The sequence below is a fragment of the Serratia sp. PL7 genome, from assembly GCF_945957435.1.
Genome location: NZ_CAMFLB010000005.1, coordinates 327,384 through 351,635, shown reverse-complemented (window position 1 = coordinate 351,635; position 24,252 = coordinate 327,384). Strand labels below are relative to the sequence as shown.

General features: G+C 54.3%; 20 protein-coding genes. 16 read left to right on the top strand and 4 right to left on the bottom strand.

Annotated elements, in window-relative coordinates; translation table 11 throughout:
* Positions 1-4: 4 nt before the first annotated feature.
* The 16 genes from nagE (at position 5) to N6G83_RS23890 (ending at position 21,181) form a co-directional block, all read left to right on the top strand.
* Positions 5-2,038: an N-acetylglucosamine-specific PTS transporter subunit IIBC gene (gene nagE / locus N6G83_RS23965; RefSeq protein ID WP_024529307.1), complete on the top strand. Its 2,034-nt coding sequence runs from the start codon at positions 5-7 to the stop codon at positions 2,036-2,038.
* A 192-nt stretch (positions 2,039-2,230) separates the two neighbouring features.
* On the top strand, positions 2,231-3,895 hold the full coding sequence (gene glnS / locus N6G83_RS23960; RefSeq protein ID WP_071682275.1) for a glutamine--tRNA ligase: 1,665 nt from the start codon (positions 2,231-2,233) through the stop codon (positions 3,893-3,895).
* Positions 3,896-4,415: 520 nt separating this feature from the next.
* A complete protein-coding gene (locus tag N6G83_RS23955) occupies positions 4,416-4,604 on the top strand; it encodes a DUF4762 family protein (protein WP_211135958.1) in 189 nt (62 codons plus the stop codon).
* Positions 4,605-4,814: 210 nt separating this feature from the next.
* Positions 4,815-5,483, top strand: a complete 669-nt coding sequence (locus tag N6G83_RS23950; RefSeq protein WP_024529310.1) for a thioredoxin domain-containing protein — start codon at positions 4,815-4,817, stop codon at positions 5,481-5,483.
* Positions 5,483-6,430, top strand: a complete 948-nt coding sequence (locus N6G83_RS23945) for an ABC transporter (RefSeq protein WP_260524033.1) — start codon at positions 5,483-5,485, stop codon at positions 6,428-6,430. The genes N6G83_RS23950 and N6G83_RS23945 overlap by 1 nt, the downstream gene beginning before the upstream one ends.
* 24 nt (positions 6,431-6,454) lie before the next feature.
* Complete coding sequence (locus tag N6G83_RS23940; protein ID WP_211135505.1) at positions 6,455-8,593, top strand: peptidase domain-containing ABC transporter; 2,139 nt, start codon at positions 6,455-6,457, stop codon at positions 8,591-8,593.
* 8 nt (positions 8,594-8,601) lie between these two features.
* Positions 8,602-9,753, top strand: coding sequence for an efflux RND transporter periplasmic adaptor subunit (locus N6G83_RS23935; protein WP_409529722.1), 1,152 nt, complete (start codon positions 8,602-8,604; stop codon positions 9,751-9,753).
* The gene (locus tag N6G83_RS23930) at positions 9,746-11,701 is read left to right on the top strand and encodes an ABC transporter permease (RefSeq protein WP_211135503.1); all 1,956 of its coding nucleotides are present in this window, start codon (positions 9,746-9,748) and stop codon (positions 11,699-11,701) included. Before N6G83_RS23935 ends, N6G83_RS23930 begins: the two co-directional genes overlap by 8 nt.
* Complete coding sequence (locus tag N6G83_RS23925; protein WP_211135508.1) at positions 11,701-13,104, top strand: efflux transporter outer membrane subunit; 1,404 nt, start codon at positions 11,701-11,703, stop codon at positions 13,102-13,104. The genes N6G83_RS23930 and N6G83_RS23925 overlap by 1 nt, the downstream gene beginning before the upstream one ends.
* Positions 13,097-14,347: a beta-ketoacyl-[acyl-carrier-protein] synthase family protein gene (locus N6G83_RS23920; protein WP_211135502.1), complete on the top strand. Its 1,251-nt coding sequence runs from the start codon at positions 13,097-13,099 to the stop codon at positions 14,345-14,347. The genes N6G83_RS23925 and N6G83_RS23920 overlap by 8 nt, the downstream gene beginning before the upstream one ends.
* Positions 14,344-15,153, top strand: coding sequence for a MaoC/PaaZ C-terminal domain-containing protein (locus N6G83_RS23915; RefSeq protein WP_312847378.1), 810 nt, complete (start codon positions 14,344-14,346; stop codon positions 15,151-15,153). Before N6G83_RS23920 ends, N6G83_RS23915 begins: the two co-directional genes overlap by 4 nt.
* A 14-nt stretch (positions 15,154-15,167) precedes the next feature.
* On the top strand, positions 15,168-15,416 hold the full coding sequence (locus N6G83_RS23910; protein ID WP_024529318.1) for an acyl carrier protein: 249 nt from the start codon (positions 15,168-15,170) through the stop codon (positions 15,414-15,416).
* Between the two features lie 4 nt (positions 15,417-15,420).
* Entirely contained in the window at positions 15,421-16,155 is a 735-nt protein-coding gene (locus N6G83_RS23905) for an SDR family oxidoreductase (protein ID WP_024529319.1), read from the top strand.
* A gap of 578 nt (positions 16,156-16,733) precedes the next feature.
* A complete protein-coding gene (chiP, locus tag N6G83_RS23900) occupies positions 16,734-18,122 on the top strand; it encodes a chitoporin ChiP (RefSeq protein WP_211135501.1) in 1,389 nt (462 codons plus the stop codon).
* A gap of 50 nt (positions 18,123-18,172) precedes the next feature.
* Positions 18,173-18,499, top strand: coding sequence for a ChiQ/YbfN family lipoprotein (gene chiQ, locus N6G83_RS23895; protein ID WP_024529321.1), 327 nt, complete (start codon positions 18,173-18,175; stop codon positions 18,497-18,499).
* A gap of 18 nt (positions 18,500-18,517) precedes the next feature.
* Positions 18,518-21,181, top strand: coding sequence for a beta-N-acetylhexosaminidase (locus tag N6G83_RS23890; RefSeq protein WP_211135500.1), 2,664 nt, complete (start codon positions 18,518-18,520; stop codon positions 21,179-21,181).
* A gap of 182 nt (positions 21,182-21,363) precedes the next feature.
* On the opposite strand, the gene fur is transcribed toward N6G83_RS23890, so the two are convergent.
* The 4 genes from fur to ybfF all read right to left on the bottom strand — a co-directional run bounded on the left by fur (position 21,364) and on the right by ybfF (position 24,196).
* A complete protein-coding gene (fur, locus tag N6G83_RS23885) occupies positions 21,364-21,810 on the bottom strand; it encodes a ferric iron uptake transcriptional regulator (protein WP_021805300.1) in 447 nt (148 codons plus the stop codon).
* Positions 21,811-22,135: 325 nt separating this feature from the next.
* The gene (fldA, locus tag N6G83_RS23880) at positions 22,136-22,675 is read right to left on the bottom strand and encodes a flavodoxin FldA (RefSeq protein WP_021805299.1); all 540 of its coding nucleotides are present in this window, start codon (positions 22,673-22,675) and stop codon (positions 22,136-22,138) included.
* A 203-nt stretch (positions 22,676-22,878) separates the two neighbouring features.
* Positions 22,879-23,166: a LexA regulated protein gene (ybfE, locus tag N6G83_RS23875; protein ID WP_021805298.1), complete on the bottom strand. Its 288-nt coding sequence runs from the start codon at positions 23,164-23,166 to the stop codon at positions 22,879-22,881.
* 247 nt (positions 23,167-23,413) lie between these two features.
* Positions 23,414-24,196 carry an esterase gene (ybfF, locus tag N6G83_RS23870; RefSeq protein WP_211135499.1) on the bottom strand — a complete coding sequence of 261 codons (783 nt, stop codon included), beginning with the start codon at positions 24,194-24,196 and terminating at the stop codon, positions 23,414-23,416.
* Between the last annotated feature and the right edge of the window lie 56 nt (positions 24,197-24,252).

Below are 24,252 nucleotides of genomic sequence, written 5' to 3'. Positions count from 1 at the left end.
AAAGGTGAACATTCTTAGTTATTTACAAAAGGTGGGTCGGGCCTTGATGGTTCCGGTAGCCACACTGCCTGCCGCGGCCATCCTGATGGGCGTCGGCTACTGGATTGACCCGGTTAGCTGGGGTGGGGACAATGCTCTGGCAGCCTTGTTCATCAAATCCGGTTCGGCCATTATCGATCATATGTCGGTCCTGTTCGCCATTGGTGTGGCTTACGGTATGTCCAAAGACAAAGACGGTGCTGCTGCACTGACCGGTTTTGTCGGCTTCCTGGTAGTGACCACGCTGTGTTCACCTGCCGCCGTGTCCATGATTCAGAAGATCCCTCTCGATCAGGTTCCAGCCGCCTTTGGCAAAATTGAGAACCAGTTCGTGGGTATCCTGGTGGGTATCATTTCTGCCGAAGTCTACAACCGTTTCAGCGGTGTTGAACTGCCGAAAGCGCTGTCGTTCTTCAGCGGCCGTCGTCTTGTGCCAATCCTGATCTCCTTCCTGATGATCCTGGTTGCCTTCATCCTGATGTACATCTGGCCGGTGGTTTTCAACGGTCTGGTCAGCTTCGGTGAGCACATCCAAAAACTCGGCTCTGCCGGTGCCGGTATCTACGCCTTCTTCAACCGTCTGTTAATTCCGGTCGGTCTGCACCATGCGCTGAACTCGGTATTCTGGTTTGACGTTGCCGGTATTAACGATATTCCTAACTTCCTGGGTGGCGCGCAGTCTATTGAAGCGGGTAAAGCCACTGTCGGTATCACCGGTCGTTACCAGGCAGGCTTCTTCCCAATCATGATGTTCGGTCTGCCGGGTGCAGCACTGGCCATCTACCACTGCGCACGTCCTGAGAACAAAGCGAAAGTGCTGGGTATCATGATGGCGGGGGCGTTCGCTGCCTTCTTCACCGGGATCACCGAGCCGCTGGAATTCTCCTTCATGTTCGTTGCTCCAGTGCTGTATGTGATCCATGCCGTTCTGACCGGTATCTCCGTGTTCATCGCAGCCAGCATGCAGTGGATTGCCGGTTTTGGCTTCAGTGCCGGTCTGGTGGATATGGCGTTGTCAACGCGTAACCCACTGGCGACCCACTGGTACATGCTGATCCCGCAAGGCCTGGTGTTCTTCGCTATCTACTACGTGGTCTTCCGCTTCACCATCAAAAAATTCAACCTGATGACCCCAGGCCGTGAACTGGCCGTTGCCGGTGACGAAACCGACGGTTATGACGTGGATACCGCTGCGGGTAAGAACGAAGATGAAACCACTACCCTGGCTCGTCGCTATGTGAGTGCCATCGGGGGGTCTGACAACCTGACCGGGATCGATGCCTGTATCACCCGCCTGCGTCTGAACGTCAAAGATTCTGCGTTGGTGAACGATGCTCTGGCTAAACGCCTGGGTGCTTCTGGCGTGATCCGTCTGAACAAGCAAAGCGTGCAGGTAATCGTCGGGACTCGTGCCGAACTGATTGCCAGTGCGATGACCAAAGTGGTTGCAGCAGGCCCGGTAGCGGCAGCCTCTGCTCCAGCCGCCGCAGCCGCTGCGGCAGAAGTTAAACCGCAGGCTGTACCTAACGCTACTAAAACCGTGTTGGAAGCGCTGGTGGCGCCGGTAACCGGTGAAGTGGTTGCTCTGGATCAGGTGCCGGACGAAGCCTTCGCCAGCAAAGCGGTCGGTGACGGTGTGGCCATTCGCCCAACCGATAAAACCGTCGTGGCGCCAGCTGATGGCACCGTGGTGAAGATCTTCAACACCAATCACGCTTTCTGCCTGGAAACAGACAAGGGCGCGGAGATCGTCGTGCACATGGGTATCGACACCGTGGCGCTGAACGGCCAGGGCTTCAAACGCCTGGTGGAAGAGGGTGCTGAGGTGAAAGCAGGCCAGCCTATCCTGGAAATGGATCTGGAATACCTGAACGCCAATGCGCGCTCGATGATCAGCCCGGTAGTGGTCAGCAATGCTGATGACTATGCTGGCCTGACGGCGCTGGCAACCGGCAATGTGGTTGCTGGCCAGACCAAGCTGTTCGAGATCCAGAAATAAGTTGGGTTTAACCCTGGCTTCGCCCGGGCGTTAAACGGGCGGTAAGCAGTATCAGCGGGAAAAGAGCGATCTTTTCCCGCTTTTTTTGTTTTTGCACCATGGGAACTTGACGAATAACGGTTGTTTCTGGGCGCGGCTTATTGGAACATAGAAGGTTATATGTGTAGCGCTTTGCATTTGAGGAATAGTGACATGAGTGAGGCAGAAGCCCGCCCAACCAATTTTATCCGTCAGATCATTGATGAAGATCTGGCATCAGGGAAGCATACGTCGGTTCATACACGTTTCCCACCGGAGCCTAATGGCTATCTGCATATCGGCCATGCCAAGTCCATTTGCCTGAACTTTGGTATCGCCAAGGATTATCAGGGCCAATGTAACCTGCGCTTCGATGACACCAACCCGGTAAAAGAAGACATCGAATTTGTCGACTCCATCAAGCACGATGTGGAGTGGTTAGGCTTTACCTGGAGCGGCGACGTTCGTTATTCCTCGGACTATTTCGATCAACTGCACCAGTATGCGGTTGAGCTGATCAACAAAGGCCTGGCTTATGTTGACGAGCTTTCTCCCGAGCAGATCCGTGAATATCGTGGCTCGTTGACGGCTCCGGGCAAAGACAGCCCATACCGTACCCGCACGGTTGAAGAGAACCTGGCGCTGTTTGAGAAGATGCGTAACGGCGAGTTTGCCGAAGGCACCGCTTGCCTGCGCGCCAAAATCGATATGGCCTCGCCGTTTATCGTGATGCGCGATCCGGTGATCTACCGCATCAAGTTTGCGGAACACCATCAGACCGGCAACAAATGGTGCATCTACCCGATGTACGATTTCACCCACTGCATTTCCGATGCGCTGGAAGGGATCACCCATTCGCTGTGTACTCTGGAGTTCCAGGATAACCGCCGTCTGTACGATTGGGTGCTGGATAACATCACCATCCCTTGCCATCCGCGTCAGTACGAGTTCTCACGCCTGAATCTCGAATACGCCATCATGTCCAAGCGCAAGCTGAGCCAGCTGGTGACCGAGAAGATCGTTGAAGGTTGGGATGACCCACGTATGCCAACCGTTTCCGGCCTGCGTCGTCGTGGCTATACGGCCGCCTCCATTCGCGAGTTCTGCCAGCGTATCGGCGTCACCAAACAGGACAATAACGTCGAGATGATGGCGCTGGAGTCCTGTATTCGTGACGATCTGAATGAGCACGCACCGCGCGCCATGGCCGTGCTGGATCCGGTGAAGGTGATCATCGAGAACATGTCGCAAGACGTGGAAATGGTGACCATGCCTAACCACCCGAATCAGCCGGAAATGGGCAGCCGTGAAGTGCCATTCAGCCGCGAAGTGTATATCGATCGTGCAGACTTCCGTGAAGAAGCCAACAAGCAGTACAAACGCCTGGTGCTGGGCAAAGAAGTGCGCCTGCGTAATGCGTATGTGATCAAGGCTGAGCGCGTAGAGAAGGATGCAGAGGGTGAAATTACCACCATTTTCTGCACCTACGATCCAGATACGCTGAGCAAAGATCCTGCCGATGGCCGCAAGGTGAAAGGCGTGATCCACTGGGTGTCTGCGGCACACGCCTTACCGGCAGAAATTCGCCTGTACGATCGTCTGTTCAGCGTGGCTAACCCGGCGGCGGCTGAGGACTTCCTCGCCACCATCAACCCGGAATCGCTGATTATCAAGCAAGGCTTTGTCGAGCCAAGCCTGGCGGCTGCCCAGCCGGAGAAAGCCTACCAGTTTGAGCGTGAAGGCTATTTCTGCGCCGACAGCCGCTATTCTACGGCCGATCGCTTGGTGTTTAACCGCACCGTAGGCCTGCGTGATACCTGGGCCAAGATTGGTGCTTAAGCTTAGCCAAGCCTAGCGCGTTTCTTTGTCTGTTTGTCTCTTGATCGGATCTTCTGGTCAAGAGACATCTCCAGCTTTACTCTGAATCCTCTCTTCATGCCGTTTCCCTTTCCGCTTACTGCCCCTGATTGTGATCACTTGGCCTGCGTTCTTTTAACTGCAACTCCATACCCATAGTGAAATTGTGGTAATAAACTCGCCGGATTTATCTGAATCGCACTTAATATTGCATAAATTTTGAGTCGTTCATCTTGGCTTATTCCTATTACTAAATATCGAAATAACGGAAGGTTGCGACCACTTATACTTATATTTTCTCGCTCTGCGTATTAGCCACAAATTTATTGATCTGAGTTAGTTGTTCGGCTATTCTTGCCGAAAATACAGGATGGTAAATAATAAAAGTCAGCATGCTTTAATAAAGGCATAGTTTATTGTGCCTTTATACTAAGCATGGTTTTTTTCTATCGAGATAGATAATTCCAAGGCTGATTTATACTCACTATATAAGGATTATGTTGTGAAAAAGCTTACTGTTTCTCAAGCAAACTCAATCGTCGGTGGTACCTGCAAAACCTGTTCTACCAAATATGTCGCCTCTGGTTTCAAGTGCAATATGGTAACGACCTGCACCGATAAAACCGGTAAAGTCATCAGCCAGGACTCTAAGCTTACCGCTTTGGCCAATTGCGGTATCATTGAGAAGTAATACTGAGTAACGGTGTCCAGTTGTCCCTGTCCTTACTACCCTTGAAAAGATGGTTATTGAGCCCGAGTCACGCTCAAGCCTGTGTCCAGTAAGGGCGGGTAAGCATGGATCATTATTCAGCGTTTATTTCAGTGCTGATGCGATTTTTTCGTGTCAGCCTGTTTTGCAACGATAAAGCTAATTGCCTGGCACTTTTAGGACGCGTTTTTCATGTTCAGAACCCCTCTGTTTATTACGCTGTATACGTTAGTGGTTATTATTGTTTCATCACTCATGACGACAGCCTATTTTCACTATTTTGTATTGAACACCAATGACGAACAGCAAAGCCTGGTCGCTTTCGATAATAACAATGTTAACAATAGTCCGATCGAAGAAGGCAATACCCTTATCGAACTCTTCTCTTATGGTTGCCATTACTGCGCCCTGAATGAAGAAAACATAGATAAGCTGGAAGCGCGGATGCCTGCCGGGAGCAAGTTGATCCGTTTGCATATCAATAATGAGCAGATGAATGGTTTGGCCAGCTTTTCCTCATTGTTTGCGACGTTAACGGTGATGGGCATTGAACCGCTGCACCGTCAGAGCGCCTACGACGCGATTATCCGTGACAAGATCGATCTGAGTAACCCTAAAAGTCGTGATATCTGGCTTCAGGAACAAAACATCGATCTCGCGGAGTACACCCGTGTTAGCCAGACCCCGCAGGTTAAAGCTTTGCTGAGCTATATGACCGATGTCACCCGCTATTACAACATCGACGCCACACCGAGCTTTATCGTCAACAGGAAATGGCTGGCATTGCAGGATCGTGAGTTCCCCGAGTTTGCTGACCACTTGCTGTCGTTGTTACAGCATGACAAACCGCTGGAGCCCTAATGCGTTTCTTTGCTGTGTGGGCCTATCTGGCATGGCGAAATAGCCTGGCAACGCTGATGCGTAGTATGGCGCCCTTGCGCAAAGCACAGAGAAGTGTCGCCTGTTGGCTATTGCAGCACGGTGATTATCGTTGGTTTCTTGTGCTGGCGGCGTGGGGCAGAAGGTTTCGGCTAGGCGACCGAGGGGAGCGCAGGCGTGCTTTTGTGGCCGCCGCCAATAAGCAGTGCTTGCTTGGTGATAGCCGTAAATTGGACTTTGCTGGCTTGAGCTATCGCCGGCGGCTATTGGATCTGGCTGCTACCTATGGGCAAAACCCACAGATACAGGCTCAGATGGAGCGTTGTAAAGCGCAGTTGAATGCCGTGGTGGAGCCTTTGCATCAAGCCGGTTCGCCGGTGGTGCTGGCTCCGTTGCATATGGTTTCCGATGTGTTGGCTGGAATGGTTGGGGGAGCGGCTTTCCCAGGTCAGGCAACGGTGATCGTTTCCAGCAGTGTGGAAATCTATCAGGAAAAAGTCCGCCAGCTAGGGAAGGTCAATCTTTCATATTGTTCTATCCATGACGATAGCCGAGAAATTGCCGGCAACCTGATGGCGGCGATCATGGAGGCAGCGGATCATCGGCGGAACATCATGATCTTCCCTGATATCACCCCCGATTACACCGTCAATACCAATACAGCAGCAACGGCAAAACTACCTTGTCGGCTTTTCGATCGCCCAGCCAATTTGCACAGCGGAGTGATACGTATTGCCCGTGCGTTATCGGCACAGGTGGTTTTTTATTACCTGTATTACGACCAGGAACTAAAAATCCATATCGAGCCGCCGGTGCAGGCTCGCAGCCTGAAAGCCAGGCTGCCGGAAATCATTGAAACGTCGATAGCCCGGCATCCTGAAGACTGGCTGTTATGGCACGCGCATTCGTTATTTTTTATCAATGAATAATCTGGAAATTGAAGAAGTCAGATCATGGAAAAGATAATCCCGACGCAGGTTTTTCAAGGTGAAACCAATGAATGTGGGTTGGCCTGCATCGCCATGCTGGCGCAGACGCAGGGCATCGATGCCCCGCTGGAGAACTTGCGTGAACGCTATCCTGCGTCGCAGCACGGCACCTCGTTGACCACGTTATGTACCATTCTCTCTGAGCTGGCCATACCCGCTTACCCGGTGATTTTCGATCATGGTGAGCTGGCGGAGCTGCCGCTGCCTGCCATTTTACACTATGGTGCCAGCCACTATGTGCTGTTGGCGTACCGCCAGGGCAACTATGTTTGCGTGATGAACCCGGCGATAGGTCAGCAGCTGTTGCCCATCGATGCATTAAAATTGGAAATCAGCGGCTACGCGCTGGTGCTGGACAGTGAAAGCCCACCCGCTTCCCAGGCAAAGGCGGATAAAAAGCGCGGTACGGGTTTCAAAGCCTTGGAGTGCATGAGCCTGAAAGAGACTGCCAGGATGCCGGGTATCTATCGGCTGATGGTGCTGGCCTTTCTGATTTCCTTAACCCTGTTCATCATGCCGACGATGGTGGGCAGCGCCATCAATCAGGTTTACTCCTCGGCGGGTGACGCCGACTTTCCGTATTTCTATTTCCTGCTGGCATTTTTTGTTTCTACCCTACTGGCCTTCGCCGTGCGTTGGGTCACGGAGCGGTTTATCAAACGTTTTGTGGTGGTCAACAGCGTAGCCGGTTTCTCGCGGTTACTCAGTAATTCGCTCAACTTCTTTGCCAAACGTGCACCGGGCGACGTGTTCAGCCGCTTTTCCAACTGGCAGTTGGCGTCCGGCATCAAGATCGAGCTGGATAACGGCCTGCGTACCGATTGGATTATCGGCGCTATCGCGTTAGGCGTCATGTGTTACATGAGCCCGCTGCTGGCGATGGTCTCTGGCGTTGGCGTTACGCTAATGGGATTGATCAGCATCTGGGCCATCTACCGCGATCGCTATTATACCCAGCAGTTGCAGGTAAAAACGGCGGAGCAAAGCGACTTTATTCTGGAAAGCATTCAGGGTTTTTCCACCATCAAATCCGCCGGGCTGGATAGCCAGCGCAAAAGCGTGTTTGCCCGCTACGCGCTCTCTCTGTTTACCTGCCAACAGCAGCAGAGGATCTATGAGCAGGTCAAAAGCAGCCTGTATCAGCTGATCGGCAGCCTGGAGATGGTGTTTTTCATGCTGCTGGCGTTGCCATTGTTGAAAAAGGGTGTCCTGACGCTGGGGGAGTTTTTCGCCTACAGTTTTGTGCGGGAGATTTTCACCTCGTATATCACCAAAATATTCTACGCCATTTTGCAGAAGAACCAGCTGCACGTCATCGATACCCGTGCGCGGGATCTGTTTCCTTCCAGGTCAGAGCATGAAGTTGCTCCCAAGACGCTCCCGCAGTTCAGCGCTCGGTTGAGTTTTCGCCATATTGTCTTTGCCTACGATGCACAGCTGCCGGTGCTGCATGATTTGTCGATATCGCTGCAACCCGGCCAACGGATTGCCATTGTCGGTGAGTCGGGGACGGGCAAAAGCACATTACTGAAAGTGATGACCGGCCTGATGGCTCCACAGCAAGGTGAGGTGGTGGTCGATGGTCAGCCGGTCGATTATCGGCAGATACACACCTTGTTCTTCCTGCAAAGTCAGGAAGATATTCTGTTCAATGCCTCGGTGCTAGAGAACATCACGTTGTTTGATGAGAACGTGGATGAGCACCAACACCAGCGGATTAAGCGTTCCCTTGAGGGGCTGAATCTGCACTCGGTAGTAGAAAAACTGCCGGGTGGCCTTAATGCCCTGATCCGTGAAAGCCATGCCGGATTGTCCCTGGGACAGCGCCAACGCCTGTTATTGGCACGGGCAATGTACAGTAACTGCCCGGTGCTGGTGCTGGATGAACCGACGGCCAACCTGGATGAAAATACGGCGCATCAGGTGATGATGACCTTGCTGGCCCATTGTCGTGAACAGCACAAAACGCTGATCACCGTGACACACAGCGAAAGCGTGCTGTCGATGTTTGATCGGGTTTATCGCATGGACAATGGGAGAATGAAGCAGGTTGATACCCTGTTCGCACCGCAACCAGACCTGACAGCGGCAGCATACTCATGAAGATTAAAATGACAGGGACGAAGCTGCTGATGGCTGTGCTGGCATTGGCCGCAGTGAGCGGTGCGGTTGTCTGGTATGCCATGACGCCAACATCAGATGGCGCCCTCAATACTGCCGAAATTACCCGCGGTGATATTGAGAAAACGGTGCTGGCTACCGGGGTACTTAAACCGTTGCTGCAAGTCAGCGTCGGGGCGCAGGTCAACGGGCAACTGCAAAAGCTGTATGTGAAACAGGGGGATCGCGTCACTCGCGGGCAACTGTTGGCAGAAATTGATCCCACGTTGCAGCAGAATGCGCTGCGGAAATCGGAAGCGGCATTACAAAGCGCTCAGGCGCAGAAACAGGTCACTCAGGCGATGCTCAAACAGTATCAGCAGGAACTGACCCGGCAGCGCAGAATGGATCGCGAAGGTTCCGGCATAAAGAGTGAGTTGCAGAAAGCCCAGGCCCAGCTCCAGACGCAGGTCGCCCAGCTAAAGGTGAATGATGCCCAAATCGTTCAGGCGCAGATGGAGCTGGAAACGGCCCGTGCCAACCTGGGCTTTACCCGAATTGTCGCGCCGATAGATGGTGAAGTGTTGGGGATTGTCACCAAAGAAGGGCAAACCATTGTCTCTTCTCAAACCGTACCCACTATTTTGGTATTGGCGGATGTCGACACCATGTCAGTGCATACCCGCATATCAGAAACGGACATCCTCAAGGTTCGCGTTGGGCAGCCACTGTGGTTTTACGTGGTTGCCGATCCGAAAAAGCGCTATGAGAGTGTGATGGGCTCGATCCAGGATGCGCCTGGGGAGGCCTTGCTGGACGACAACCTTGCGACTTCCTCCAGCCAACAAGCCTCTGCGGTGTATTACAACGGCGTATTTGTGATCGCCAACGCCCAGCGTTTGCTACGAACCTCAATGACTGCTCAGGTGTTTATCATCACCGAACAGGCCAGGAATATCCTGCGTGTGCCGGTTGCCGCCTTTGGCGCACAGCGGGATGCTGACCGCTATCAGGTGCAGGTGATGAATGGCAAGCAGCTTGAGCTACGCTGGGTCCGTATTGGGCTTAATGACCGGCAGTTTGCCGAAGTCAAAGAAGGGCTCAACGAGGGAGATCGCGTGGTGCTGAGCTCCTCGGTGCCGGGAAGCGATCATCATGGCTGAACATAGTGATCCTTTGATCGCCCTGAGTGGCGTCTCCCGACATTTCGTGTCCGGATTGCAGACGGTAGCGGTGTTGAAATCTATCTCACTCACTATTCAGCGGGGAGAAATGGTGGCGATCATTGGCGCTTCCGGATCGGGGAAATCCACGCTGATGAATATTATCGGCTGCCTGGATAAGCCGACGCAGGGGGAGATGTCCATCAAGGGAATTTCCACCCCAGAGGCCAGTAGCGAACAGTTGGCTCAATTACGCAGCCAGTACATTGGGTTTATTTTCCAGCGCTATCATCTGATGCCGTACCTCAGCGCCGCTGAAAACGTCGCCATTCCGGCTCTGTATACGGCGATGCCGACGGCTGAGCGTCAGCAACGGGCCGAGTATTTACTGACCCGGCTTGGGTTGCAGCAGCGTATCCATTACAAACCGGCTCAACTTTCTGGTGGGCAGCAACAGCGGGTCAGTATCGCCCGGGCACTGATGAACGGGGCGGAAATCATTCTGGCTGACGAACCGACGGGAGCGCTCGATCGTGCCAGTGGCCAGGAGCTAATGGGGATCCTGCACGCACTGCACCAGGCAGGACACACTCTGATTATCGTGACCCACGATCGTGATATCGCCAATCAGGCGCAGCGCATCATTGAAATCAGCGACGGTGAGATTATTTCCGACCAGGCCAACTATGCCGTCGCGCCGTTGGAGACCCCGCCAGCGCTGCCGGTTGCTGTGGCTACTGGCCGTACACGGTTTTGGCAAAGTGTGAAAGAGGCCGTCAAGATGGCCTGGCGGGCTTTGTTGGGGCACCGCGCCCGGGCCTTTCTATCGATGCTGGGTATCATCATCGGTATCTCTTCGGTGGTGTCATCCATGGCGGTCGGGGAAGGGGCTAGGCAAAGTATTCTGAATGAAATCAGCCAGCTGGGCACCAGTACGCTGGAGATACGGCCAGGACTAGGCTGGGATAATCTCCGTCCCGATTTTGCGCGGGCGCTCACGGTGTCCGATGTCGAACTGCTGGCGGAGCAACCTTATGTCGATAGCGTATCACCAGTGGTCAGCAATACGGTAAAAGCGGTACGTGGAGGCAAGCAGGCCATGGTGTCGATTTCCGGCATCAGCAACGCGTATTTTCGCGTGCAGGGCCTGCATTTCCTCTCCGGCAACGGCTTTACCCGACGCGATCTGGACGAGCGTGAACCGGTGGTGATCATCGATCCAGAACTGCGCGCCACGCTGTTTGAACCGGATGAGGTGCCCGAGGGGGAGATCATCCAGTTGGCGGGTACGCCTTACCGGGTGATCGGTATTGCCGAGCGTAAAGGCGGCAAGTTCAGCGGCATGATGCTTGGGGCGTGGATGCCTTACACCGCGCTGCTGGAGCGGATGTCCGGCGATATGCCGATCGAGTCGATAACCTTACGGGTCAACGACGGCATTTCACTGAACGAGGTGCAAGGCCGGGTAGAAAGGCTACTGGAACAGGCGCACGGCCAGCGTGACTTTTTCACCCAGACCAATGACCAGATGACGCAGGCCATCCGTAAGGCGTCGGATTCCATGACGCTGCTAATCACCGCCATCGCCGGAATTTCCCTGCTGGTGGGGGGCGTTGGCGTGATGAATATCATGCTGGTATCGGTGACTGAACGAACCCATGAGATCGGCATCCGCCTGTCGGTTGGGGCGCGCCCTGCGGATATTATGCGCCAGTTCCTGATCGAAGCGATGGTGATCTGCTCGCTGGGTGGGCTGATTGGCATTATTGGTGCCGGGCTGGCCGGGGTGATTTTCTCCTGGGTAACGCAGGAGTTTTCCATGATCTTTACCTGGCCACCGATGGTGCTGGCCTGCGGGTTCTCGGCGCTGATCGGCCTGGGGTTTGGCTTTTTCCCTGCGCGAAATGCAGCGCGTCTTCACCCTACGGAGGCGCTGGCACGCGAATGATGATGGGCAAACTTTCCTGGACACTGTTATTCCCTTTATTGCTCACGGGATGTGGCTCATTAGTCAAAAGCGACTATCAGCAGCCCATGCTTTCTGTGCCCTCCGAATGGCGGCAGCAGGAGAGCGGGGCAGGTTATTTACAGCACAGCCAACGCTGGTGGGACAGCTTTGACGATCCACAACTCTCGACACTGATTGGTCGGGTGCTGACCAGTAACAACGATCTGGCGATTGCCGGATTGCAGCTACAGCAGGCGCGGCTGGCGGCGGGGTTAACGGATACCAACCTGACACCGGACGTGGCGGCTAGCGGCGGTGCAAGCAATGAAAAAAATCTGCGCAGCAATACCACCCCGACGGAGTCTTACCGCACCTCGCTGGATCTGAGCTATGAATTGGATTTGTGGGGCAAGCTGGCGCGGGCCAGAGAGCAGGCTCAGTGGCAGGTTGAGGCCTCGGAGCAGGATCGGCAAAACACCGCGTTGATATTGATCGGTGATACCGCGCGCTATTACTGGCAGATCGCCAGCTTCAATCAGCAGATCACGCAGCAGCAGACCGGGCTGGCAATCAGTAAGCAGACGCTCGACATGGTGCAGTCCCGCTTCGCAGCAGGCGCGGCTGGGCAACTTGATGTATTGCAGGCGCAGCAATCGGTGATTGAGCGTGAAAACCGGCTGCGTCTGTTGCAACAACAGCGCGAGGAGGCCCGCAACGCGTTGGCCATCCTGTTCAACCGCTCGCCCACCGATCGTCAGGTAGAGCGATCTTCTCTGGACACCCACCAGGATGTACCGATAGCCAAGATGCTGCCGGTTGAGGTTATCGCCCGCCGCCCGGATGTGAAAGCGGCGGAAAGCCAGCTGCGCGCGGCGTTGGCGGGGTCGGATGTGGCTCGCCTGAGTTTTTATCCGACGCTTTCGCTGAGTGCGTCACTCGGGGCTGCCAGTAATGTTTTCCAGCAGTGGTTCAGCAACCCGGCCAGAACATTGGGCGCTAACGCTGCCTTACCGTTTGTGGAATGGAACACCGTACAACTCACCATCGAAAAGTCGGATCTGGATGTCAAGCAAGCGGCGATTGTGTTTCGTCGCACGGTCTACAGTGCCTTGTCCGATGTGGATAACGCCATGACGCAGCGGCTTGGCTATCAGCAGCAAAGGAAAAACCAGCAGCAGAATCTGCAGCTAGGCCAGCAGCGTTTAGCGCTGGCGACTAGCCAATACCAGGCGGGAGCCGTTTCTTTCCAGACTCTGCTGGATGCAGAAGATGCCCTGCTGACCATTGAAAATAATCTGGCGGATCTGCAGTACAGCTACCTCAATGCCACCATGAAACTCTGGCTGGCACTGGGCGGTGGTGTGGCAAAAGAAGATGACAGGGAAAGGAGAAATCATGAATAAAGGTTTAATGCCGCGCCGAGTGGTGGTCACCGGTTACGGGGCGGTGACGCCGCTGGGAATGAATGCAGCGCAAAGCTGGGCAGCGATCATGGATTATCAGCTAGGTTACCGTTATTACGATAAATCCAGCGTGGGGATCCAGTCGCGTTTTCTGGGGCTGATCGACGAGGAGCCAAGCTTGAAAGGGGTTCCTGCTGCGATCCGTCGTCGCCTGCCGCGTTTTGCCCGGCTGGTGTTGGCCGCGGCCCGTGAGGCGATGGGCATGGCGTTTCAGGGCGACAGCCCGGCGGCCTATTACGATCTGCTGGAGTGCGGCACGATTATGGGCAGCGGCTGGGCGGGGCAGGATGAAACTCATATGAATTATGAAGGCTATCTGCGCACGGGATTGGGGTCACCTTTTGGCTGTTTCCTGTCGATGCCGAATGCGGCTACGGCGGCGTGCAGCCTGTTCTGGGGCCTGCGCGGTTATCAAAACAGCCCGATTGCGGCCTGTGCGACCGGGACGATCGCCATCGGTGATGCTTTTGAGGTGATCCGCAGTGGTCGCGCCTCCATGATGCTTGCCGGGGCCGGGGAGTCGCTGCGTACCGATGCCGCAGTGTGGAACATCGATATCCTTCGAGCGTTGGCGAGCGAGCAGGAAGATATCCGCAAGGCCTGCTGCCCGTTCAGCCTGGATCGCAACGGCTTTGTGCTGTCAGAAGGGGCGGCCGTTTTGTGCCTGGAAGAACGAGAAGCCGCGCTGGCTCGCGGGGCAACTATCCTTGGCGAGATCAAAGGCTATGGTAATTATTCCGATGCCGTCGATTTTACTGCCCCAGCCGAAGACAAGCTTGCCCGGGTCAGGACTATCGCGCGAGCATTGGATCAGGCGGGATTGGCGGCGGCTGATATCGACTATATCAATGCGCATGGCACCTCGACGCCGCTCAACGATCTGAATGAAACACAGGCCATCAAACTGGCCTTCGGTGAAGCCGCTTTTAGCACACCGCTTTCCAGCACCAAATCTTATTCCGGGCATCTTATTGCGGCGGCGGGCAGCTTTGAATCCATTATTTGCCTGCAAGCCATGCAACATCAGATGATGCCCGCGACCTGCCACCTGACGAATGCCGATCCACAATGCGATCTGGATTACATCGGTGAGGGGCATCGCTCCGCAGCGTTACAAAACACGCTGAATCTGAGCTTTGGATTTGGCGGAGCCAATGCGGCCTTGGTGATTGGGCTGGCATGAGTATGGATCTCACTTACACCGTGCAAGATGCTGAAGCCTGGGCAGCATTTTCTGGCGATTACAATCCGATCCATTTTGACCTGCAACAGGCGCACAAAATCGGTGTGGCGCAACTGAGCGTGCATGGGATGCGTGCGATGCTGGATATGAAACGCCACCTGAGCACAGCCCTGTTGGCTACAGCGCCGGATCAGGATGGCTGTATCTTCCGCGCACGTTTGCGCCAGCCAGTGCTGTGCCAGACGTCATATCAGTTGCAGATAGCCAGCAAGGGAAGCTCGGTGACCGGTGCACTGCTGGACAGTACCACGCAGGAACGCTGTTTTAGCAGTACGTTGACTTCGGCCCCACTTTTGCCATCAAGTGCTGGCGTGAAGGAACACTCGCTGACGGCGGCTGAAGTGATGACACTGGCCCGCCGGTTTCCAGGAGAGGTTTATGATATCACTCAGACTTGGGGATTCCTGGATGCGTTGTTATTTCAGCTGTTGGTGCAATCCCCGGCAACGCTGGTGACGCTGAGCGCAGCGTTTCCCGAATTGGCTGCCGAGACGCTGATCGACGTGTTCGCGCAGATCCCGGTGGTGCAGACACACCATGAAACCCACTTCAGCGCCCAACTTTTTACCCCCGATCCCCATTTTCACCTTGCAGAGCGGCTGTACTACCAGATTTCGCCAATGCTGATCATGGGGGATAAACACAGCGGCCTGGTATTACGGGTGGAGATCCAGGCTAACACGCTTTCGCAGCCGCTGATAACAACGGCAGTCACCTTGAAAACCTGGCCGTTGGTCAGTGAATAACATAAGGATATACCATGGAAAAGTACCAACAAGTTTACCTCACCGTCAGCGAAATGATCTGTGACGCCAAAGATCTGGAAATGGACGACCTCTCGCCAGAGATGCCCTTGCATCAGCTAAAACTCGACAGCCTGGATTACGTCGAACTGATGGTTCTGGCCAAGCGTGAATTTGGCGCCACGTTGAGTGCCGAAATGTTTATCGATAAACCCAATATGACGCTGGGTGAACTGTGCCAATCTCTGGCCGAACAGCAAAAATAAGCCCATGACCAGACAATGGGTATTAGTGACCGGCGGTAGCCGGGGGATTGGCCGCGCGCTGGTGGAAGAGTTGGCCAAACGGTGGAACGTGGTGTTGACCTGCCGTAGCGATCAATCGCCCTCAGCCGAGGTGATTGAGGCCTGTGCCGGTTTGCCAGGCTGGGTGGAAAACTGTATTTGCGATGGCAGTGATGAACAGGCGGTGAACCTGGTAGCACCAGATCTGTTGACTCGCCTTGGAGCACCTTTGGCGGTGATCCATAATGCGGGAATTACCCAAGACAGTTTGCATATCCAACAAACGAGCGAGCGCTGGCGGCAGGTGATCGATACTAACCTCAATGCCGTATTCTACTGGAACCGCCACCTGCTGCCAGCCATGATGGGGCAGGGCGAAGGCGCCATGGTACTGATGTCTTCGGTAACGGGGATCAAGGGCAATGTGGGGCAAACGGCCTACGCTGCCAGCAAATCGGCGATGATAGGCCTGGCCAAGTCGCTGGCGTTGGAGGTGGCGCGTTTTAACATCCGGGTGAATTGCCTGCTGCCTGGGATCATTCACAGTGAAATGACAGACGCGATCCCACCGGAGGCGCTGAAGGCGCTGCGCAAACAAATCCCGCTGCGGCGTTTAGGCAAGGCCAGTGAAGTCGCCAGGGCGGCGGTATTTCTGATCGGCGATGACAGTCGTTATATGACAGGACAGAGCCTGATCCTCGACGGAGGGTTAACTGCCTGACCCACTGGGGACGAACATGTTCGTCCCCTACAAATTCCGCACCTCCAGTGCACACATGCTGCGCTTACACCTAAAACCAATCCTCCCTTGCGTTGTGGTTAGCGGTGATCACGCTTGTTTTTTTCTAAGAAATAACTTGGTTGTCACTGTGTATCATTTTTCATCATCTTGACTTATATATTCGCGATGCGAATTAATATCATTTGTAGAGCGCTCTCATTTTTAGAGTAAATCAGTGCTTTTCGCTTGCTGAAACCTTTCAATCCACAGGGGATTGGCTTTTTTAAGCTTTTATTATCTGATTTTATTGGGATTTATTTATAAATAGTGACCTTGCTCATTATTGTAACGAAATATCATCAATGTGTGCACCTTGTCATACTTTGACAAATCTCTGTCACTTTTCATTTGATAATTCGCGTCGCGAAAAATAGTCTAGCTACAGTATCAAGGCCGAGGTGAATTTTCTCATCCGGCACAATTTTACCCGATTAGGGTTTTTTTATTAGCGACCGTGCAGGGCAGTGGTGAACGCAGGCGGGCGCACTTTAAAGTCAAAGTCAAAGAGGAATTTTCTTATGGGTACGCACGGTGCTCAGCGTAAAACGCTGGCGCTCGCTGTCGCGGGTGCACTATTAGGAAGCGGATTTGTCATGGCCCCAGAAGCGCAAGCGGCTGGGTTTATCGACGATTCTACGCTGACCGGTGGGGTGTATTACTGGCAACGTCAACGCGATCGCAAAGACGTTGAAACCGGTGATTTTAAAACCAACCTCTCTCACTCTACCTGGAACGCCAACCTGGATTTCAACTCCGGCTATGCGGCGGACATGTTTGGTATCGATGTAGCGGCGTTCACCGCCATCGAAATGGCCGAATCCAGCGAGAGTGGCCACCCGAACGAAATCGCGTTCTCCAGCCGTAACCGTACCTATGACGAAGATTACTCCGGCGATAAAAGCGGTATCAGCCTGTATAAAGCGGCCGGTAAGTTCAAGTATGGCCCGGTCTGGGCGCGTGCCGGTTATATCCAGCCAAGCGGGCAAACCTTGCTGGCCCCGCACTGGAGCTTTATGCCGGGTACCTACCAGGGTGCTGAAGCCGGTGCCAACTTTGACTATGGCGATTCAGGTGCGCTGAGTTTCTCCTACATGTGGACCAACAAGTACAAAGCGCCTTGGCACATCGAGATGGACGACTTCCGTCAGAACGATCGCAAAACCGACGTTTCCTATCTGCACTCTCTGGGTGCCAAGTATGATTTCAAGAACAACCTGGTGCTGGAAGCCGCGTTTGGCCAGGCGCAAGGCTACGTGAATCAGTATTTCACCAAGGCGTCTTACAAGTTTGACCTGGCTGGTAATCCGATGACCACCAGCTACCAGTTCTACGGCGCAGAAGACCGTATCGGTGATAATCGCGATCCGAACAGCATCTATGATGGCCTGGCGTGGTTGCAGGCGCTGACCTTCGGTTATACCACCGGCCAGTTCAACTGGCGTCTGGAAGGCACCATGGTCAAGGCGGAAGGTAACCAAGGCTTCTTCCTGCAGCGTATGACCCCAACCTATGCTTCCTCAAACGGTCGCCTTGATATCTGGTGGGATAACCGTTCCGACTTTAACGCCAACGGCGAAAAAGCCGTGTTCGGTGGCGTGATGTATGACCTGAGCAACTGGAACCTGCCTGGCATGGCCGTCGGAGCTTCCTACGTTTATGCCTGGGACGCCAAGCCAAGCACCAACCCGATTTACGATCAGAGCCAGCGCGTGAGAGAGAGCGCTTACAGCCTGGATGCGATGTACACCATGCAGGACGGGCGCGCCAAAGGCACTCTGTTCAAGCTGCACTTCACGCAGTATGACAACCATTCCGATATCCCAAGCTGGGGCGGCGGTTACGGCAACATCTTCCAGGACGAGAAAGACGTCAAATTCATCGTTATCGCACCGTTCACCATCTTCTAATGCGCTCCCCGGTGGCCAGGCTGCCGGGGAAAGGTCACAGGACTTTAACCATGAAAAAACTGATGCTGATTATCGCTGCGGTTGCCGGGCTTAGCGCCTGTTCGCAATCGGCCGCGCCACCGGAAGATGCCAAACTGCGCCAGGCCTACAGCGCCTGTATCAATACCGCGGAAGGTTCCCCAGAGAAATTACAGGCCTGCCAGGCGGTGCTGAACGTGTTGAAGCAAGAGAAAAAGCACCAACAGTTTGCTGAGCAGGAAACCGTGCGAGTGCTGGATTATCAAAGCTGCATCCAGGCCGCCCATACCGGCAATGGCCAGGCGTATGACGCCAAATGCGGCAAGCTGTGGAAAGAAATTCGCGCAAACAACAACTGATTACGCAAGAGGTTGCAGATGAACAAGTTTAAGATGAGTGCTCTCGCCGCCCTGACGGCTACCGTTGGGCTCTTTGGCAGCGTAGGTTCTGCCATGGCCAACCAGCAGGTGGTTGATCAACTCAGCCAGTTGCAGGTCAATCTGAAGATGTTGGACAACCGTGCCGCTGAACACGGCGTGGACTGTGCCAAGCTGGGTGCCGACTGGGCGTCCTGCCATAAGGTGCTGATCACCTTGACCAACGGCAATCAGGAAATCAAAGATAAAGATTGGGCGATCTATTTCCACAGCCCGCGCCAGACGCTGAAGGTTGATAACGACCAGTTCAAAATCACCCACATTACCGGCGATCTGTATAAGCTGGAACCGACAGACAAATTCACCAGCTTCCCGGCCAATCAGGCGGTGGAAATCCCGATTATCGCTGAATACTGGCAGCTGTTCCGCACCGACTTCCTACCGCGTTGGTATGCCACTTCCGGCGATGCTCAGCCGAAGATCCTGTCGAATACCGATACCGATGATATTAACCAGTTTGTTGCCCCATTCACTGGCGATCAGTGGAAGCGTACCAAGGATGACAACAACATTCTGATGGTCCCGGAAAGCCGCTTCACCAAGAACCAGGATCTGAAAGTGTTGCCGATGGCATCGCTGCGTGGGCAAATCATCCCAACCCCGATGGAAGTTAAAGTCCATGCGAAGGATATTGACCTGAGCAAAGGCGTGGCGCTGGATTTGAGTGCGTTGACCAAGCCAGCGGCGGATGCGGCGGCCGAGCGTTTTGCCCTGCTGGGCATTGAGAGCCAGGCGAGCGGTTATCCGATCAAGACGGATATCAAGCCAGCGGCATTCAAAGGCGATCAGGCCGTTCCAGGTGCCTACCAACTGAAGATCGGCGAGAAAGGTGCCGAAATTGTCGGTTTCGATCAGACTGGGGTGTTCTATGGCCTGCAATCCATCCTGTCGCTAATCCCTTCGGATGGCAGCAAGAAGATTGCGACACTGGATGCCAAAGATGCACCGCGCTTCCAATACCGCGGCATCTTCCTGGACGTGGCGCGTAACTTCCACCACAAAGACGCCGTATTGCGCCTGCTGGATCAAATGGCAGCCTACAAGCTGAACAAATTCCACTTCCACCTGACGGATGACGAAGGTTGGCGCATTGAGATCCCTGGCCTGCCAGAGTTGACCGAAGTGGGCGGCCAGCGTTGTCATGACCTGAGCGAGACCACCTGCCTGATGCCACAATACGGCTCTGGCCCTGCACCGCACGGTGGCTTCTTCTCCCGTCAGGACTATATCGACATCGTTAAATATGCTCAGGCGCGCCAGATTGAAGTGATCCCTGAGATCGACATGCCGGCACACGCCCGTGCGGCGATTATTTCCATGGAAGCTCGTTACAAGAAACTGCTTGCCGAAGGGAAAGAGAAAGAGGCCAACCAGTTCCGCCTGGTGGATCCGACCGATACCTCCAATACCACCTCGGTGCAGTACTTCAACCGTCAGAGCTATCTGAACCCATGCCTGGATTCCTCCAAGAACTTCGTGGACAAAGTGATTGGTGAAGTGGCCCAGATGCACAAAGAGGCCGGTCAGCCACTGAGAACCTGGCACTTTGGTGGGGACGAAGCGAAGAACATCCGTCTGGGCGCCGGCTATACCGACGTGAAAAACCCGGAAGCGGGCAAGGGCATCCTCGATCTGAGCAAAGAAGACAAGCCGTGGGCCAAGTCGCAGGTTTGTCAGGCCATCATCAAAGATGGCAAAGTGGAAGATATGGAACACTTGCCAAGCTACTTCGGTCTGGAAGTCAGCCAGTTGGTGAAAGCGCACGGCATTGACAGAATGCAGGCGTGGCAGGACGGCCTGAAAGATGCCAAAGACTCGAAGGCCTTCGCGACCAAGCATGTGGCGGTGAACTTCTGGGATACTCTGTACTGGGGTGGCTTCGACTCGGCTAACGACTGGGCGAACAAGGGTTATGACGTGGTGATCTCTAACCCGGACTACGTCTATATGGACTTCCCGTATGAAGTCAGCCCGGACGAACACGGTTATTACTGGGGCACCCGCTTCAGCGACGAGCAGAAGATCTTCAGCTTTGCGCCGAACAACCTGCCGCAGAACGCCGAAACCTCGGTTGACCGTGACGGTAACCACTTCACCGCCAAGAGCGACAAACCGTGGCCGGGCGCATATGGTCTTTCCGCCCAACTGTGGAGCGAAGTGGTGCGTACCGATCAGCAGATGGAATACATGATTTACCCACGTGCCGTGTCGCTTGCAGAACGTGCATGGCACCGCGCCAGCTGGGAGCAGGATTACAAAGCTGGCCGTGAGTATAAAGGTGGTGAAACCCATCAGGTCGATACCAAAACTCTGGATCAGGACTGGCTGCGCTTTGCCAACCTGATCGGGCAGCGTGAACTGGCCAAGATGGATAAAGCGGGCGTGAGCTATCGCCTGCCGGTCCCAGGGGCACGTATCATCGGTGGCAAGTTGGAGGCGAATATTGCTCTGCCGGGCCTGGGAATTGAATATTCCACCGACGGCGGCAAACAGTGGCAGCGTTATGACGATAAAGCGCGCCCAGCGGTGGCGGGTGACGTGCAAATCCGTGCAATCAGCCCGGATGGCAAACGCTTCAGCCGTGCCGAGCCAGTGAAAGCGTAAGTGAAAACTCCGCCCACCTGCGTGTCGGTAGAGGGGCGGAGATAGTGCAAGGTGAGAGCAAGCTGCAATTGTGATAATTGAGTGGATATTTTTCCCCGGGCCTGTCCGGGGATTTTTTTGCCTGTCATCTGGGCATAAAAAAACCGCCGTGTAGGCGGTTTTCGCGTTCTGGCGGGCCAGAATCAGTTCTTGTTGTGCAGCGTTTCATTCTCGCGGCAATCACCGGTTTCACAGTGGCCGTACAGGTACAGGCTGTGGTTGGTGAGCTTGATACCGTGTTGCTTGGCGATATCGCGCTGACGCACTTCGATGGATTCGTCGCTGAACTCGATCACTTTGCCGCAGTCCAGGCAAATCAGGTGATCGTGGTGGTGTTGCTGAGTCAGTTCGAAAACCGACTTGCCACCTTCAAAATTGTGGCGGGTCACAATACCTGCGTCGTCAAACTGGTTCAGCACGCGGTATACCGTGGCCAGGCCAATTTCTTCGCCCATATCTATCAGTTTTTTGTACAGATCTTCCGCACTGACGTGATGGCATGCCGGATCCTGTAATACTTCCAGGATTTTGAGTCGCGGAAGAGTGACTTTTAAGCCAGCCTTCTTCAATGCGGAGTTGTTATCAGTCATGCGGATTCAGTCCTGTTACTATGCTAATCAAGTTGAGGCGTTCTCGCCTATGGCATCGGTTGGCACAAAGCGTTAATTGCGTCTCATTATAGAACCGGTTGCCGCAAATAGAAACCGCCGGTTGTTAACAAACCTATCTTTGCACGTTTACAGGGTAATCATGCAAAGCTTTGATGGATGGGATAAACCGATATCTCAGTCTACCGTGGCGAGGTAGGAAGTTACAAACTTGTAGCTTCTATTGCTCTAATCCGTGATGCCGATAACAGAAGGGCGCGCTCAACGGCGCCCCTTCCATGTGTTACGTATCCGCCGGGGCAGAGGCTTAGCCGACGATCTCGGCCAGGCTCAGCTCTTCACTGATTTGCTTGACCCAGGCATCTACGCGTTCGTTGGTCAGCTCAGGTTGACGATCTTCGTCAATGGCCAGTCCGACAAAGTGATCATCGTCTGCCAGACCCTTGGAGGCTTCAAAATGGTAGCCTTTGGTTGGCCAGTGGCCGACGATGGCCGCACCGCGTGGCTCAATGATGTCGCGGATGGTGCCCATCGCATCGCAGAAATATTCCGCGTAGTCTTCCTGATCGCCACAGCCAAACAGCGCCACCAGCTTGCCGTTAAAGTCGATGTCTTCCAGCGTCGGGAAGAAATCATCCCAGTCGCACTGGGCTTCGCCGTAGTACCAGGTTGGGATGCCGAGCAGCAGGATATCAAACGCTGCCAGATCTTCTTTGCTGCTTTTGGCGATGTCGTGGATTTCTGCCACATCGTTGCCGAACTTTTGCTGAAGCGTCTTTTGGATCATCTTGGCAATGTTTTCGGTATTGCCAGTGTCGCTGCCAAAGAAAATGCCTACATGAGCCATAGTAAAGATAACCTTTTAATTCAAATGAATGTGTTGCGTAAACGCGGCCTGAGGCGCTGCCAAGGGCAGGCTTGCTCAGCCGTAAATGCGTATCATGCCAGAAATTTGCCCTGAGGTTTTATCGCGTTTATGCGATGCCTCTGCGGAGGTGGAACCGATCTGGCGTCATCCTTAACGCCGTGCCGCGCGTGCGGCAGCAGAGATCAGTGTTCTGGCTGTTCTTCTGCCAGTTGGGCCAACAGCATTTGTTCGATCAATTCGCTGCGGCTGATATTGCGCTGGTCGGCCAGTTTGTTGAGAGCATCTACCGCGTCTGCGTTGATTTTCAGCTCCACACGCCGTAATCCACGCACTTTGTCCCGTCGTAGCTGATTGCGCTTATTAATTCTAAGCTGTTCATCACGGGAAAGCGGGTTGGTTTTCGGGCGCCCTGGACGGCGTTCATCTGCGAACAGATCCAGCGTCGTGCGATCCGTTTGTTCTTTTGCCATTGTTGCGCTACTGCAAGGGAGTTTGCATCAAAAAGCGGTTTACGCTTCCAGACGGTTCGATTTACACAATTCGGGCCAATAAACCCTAACCCAAATTCACCCCCAGCCAAGCGCAGTTTCACACCTGGACAGGGTGGCAAAATTATAGCGCGCCATATTACCCCAGCAGATGGAGCGACGACAATGCCTAACTTAGCCACAAACGCGCTAAGCTATTCTCTCTAGCGCGTTTTTTCGCCACTTAAGCTCAGGGCTGGTCAATAAAGCGGTGGATTGCCCGTAATACGGCGTCCGGTTTTTCCGCATGGACCCAGTGACCGGAGCCTGCAACCACATAGGCGCGCGCCTGCGGGAACTGGCGGGCGATGTCATCGCGGTAGCTATCTTGCACGTAAGGCGAGAGGCCACCACGGATAAATAGCGTCGGGTGCCGCCAGGGTGGAACCTCCTGCCAGCCGATAATGTTCTCATACTGCTCGATCAACACCGGCAGGTTGAACCGCCAACTGCCTGCATGGAAGGATTTCAACAGAAACTGGATCACGCCTTCTTCATCCAGCGTGGCCCGCATGAGCTGCGCAGCCTGCTGACGCTGAGTGATACCCGCATCGGTGACGGCTTGCAGTGCGGTAAAGATCTGGTCATGGCGGCGAGTGTCGTAATCCACCGGGGCGATATCGATCGCCACCAGCCGTTCAATCCGCTCCGGGGCTAGCGCGGTCAACGCCATCGCTGCTTTGCCGCCCATTGAGTGGCCGATTACGATGGCTCGCTCGATTTGCAAGTCGTCTAACAGCGTCAACAGATCCTGCGCCATCGCCGGGTAGGTCATCTCCGCCGCGCGCGGTGAGAGCCCGTGATTGCGCAGATCGACCTTGATCACCGTATGCTGCTGGTTCAGATCGCGTGCCAGCACGCCCAGGTTATCCAGATTGCCAAACAGGCCGTGGATCAGCACGATCGGTAGGCTCGCTGGCGTGGCAGCCTCTGCGGCCAATAATTGATAATGTAATTTCATGGTGAAGTTCATGATCTTGAGATAATGAGTTAGGTTAACATGGCTAGAGAGATTATTGGTTGGTCCGC